The following is a 544-nucleotide window of genomic DNA, read 5'->3' on the forward strand; positions in this document are numbered from 1 at the left end:
CGACCTCACCCTTATCAGGGGTGCGCTCTAACCAGCTGAGCTAAGGCCCATAATAAACCACCAAAAAAAAATTATTCTTTAGTGGTTGCGCTTGGCGGCGTCCTACTCTCCCAGGACCCTGCGGTCCAAGTACCATCGGCGCTGGAGGGCTTAACGGTCGTGTTCGGGATGGGTACGTGTGGAACCCCTCCGCTATCGCCACCAAACGCTTGAGAGTTTGAACTCTCAAAACTGAGCAACGAGTGAGTAACAGGCCTAAACCTGAGTTTTAAAGCTTACGCTTCATATTTGAATGTTTCCATTGCAGAAAACGATTCTCCATAGAAAGGAGGTGATCCAGCCGCACCTTCCGATACGGCTACCTTGTTACGACTTCACCCCAATCATCTACCCCACCTTCGGCGGCTGGCTCCTTGCGGTTACCTCACCGACTTCGGGTGTTGTAAACTCTCGTGGTGTGACGGGCGGTGTGTACAAGACCCGGGAACGTATTCACCGCGGCATGCTGATCCGCGATTACTAGCAATTCCGACTTCATGTAGGC

Annotated in this window: 2 rRNA genes; both read right to left on the reverse strand. The window is 52.4% G+C overall.

The features are described 5' to 3' along the window. Window positions 1-89 precede the first annotated feature (89 nt). Window positions 90-206 (reverse strand): 5S ribosomal RNA (rrf, locus tag C400_RS0125980). 118 nt (window positions 207-324) lie between these two features. Continuing rightward, a 16S ribosomal RNA gene (locus C400_RS0125985) occupies window positions 325-544 on the reverse strand; the annotation flags it as partial.

It is taken from the genome of Paenibacillus sp. ICGEB2008 (assembly GCF_000307675.1).
In the GTDB taxonomy this organism is placed as follows: Bacteria; Bacillota; Bacilli; order Paenibacillales; family Paenibacillaceae; genus Paenibacillus; species Paenibacillus polymyxa.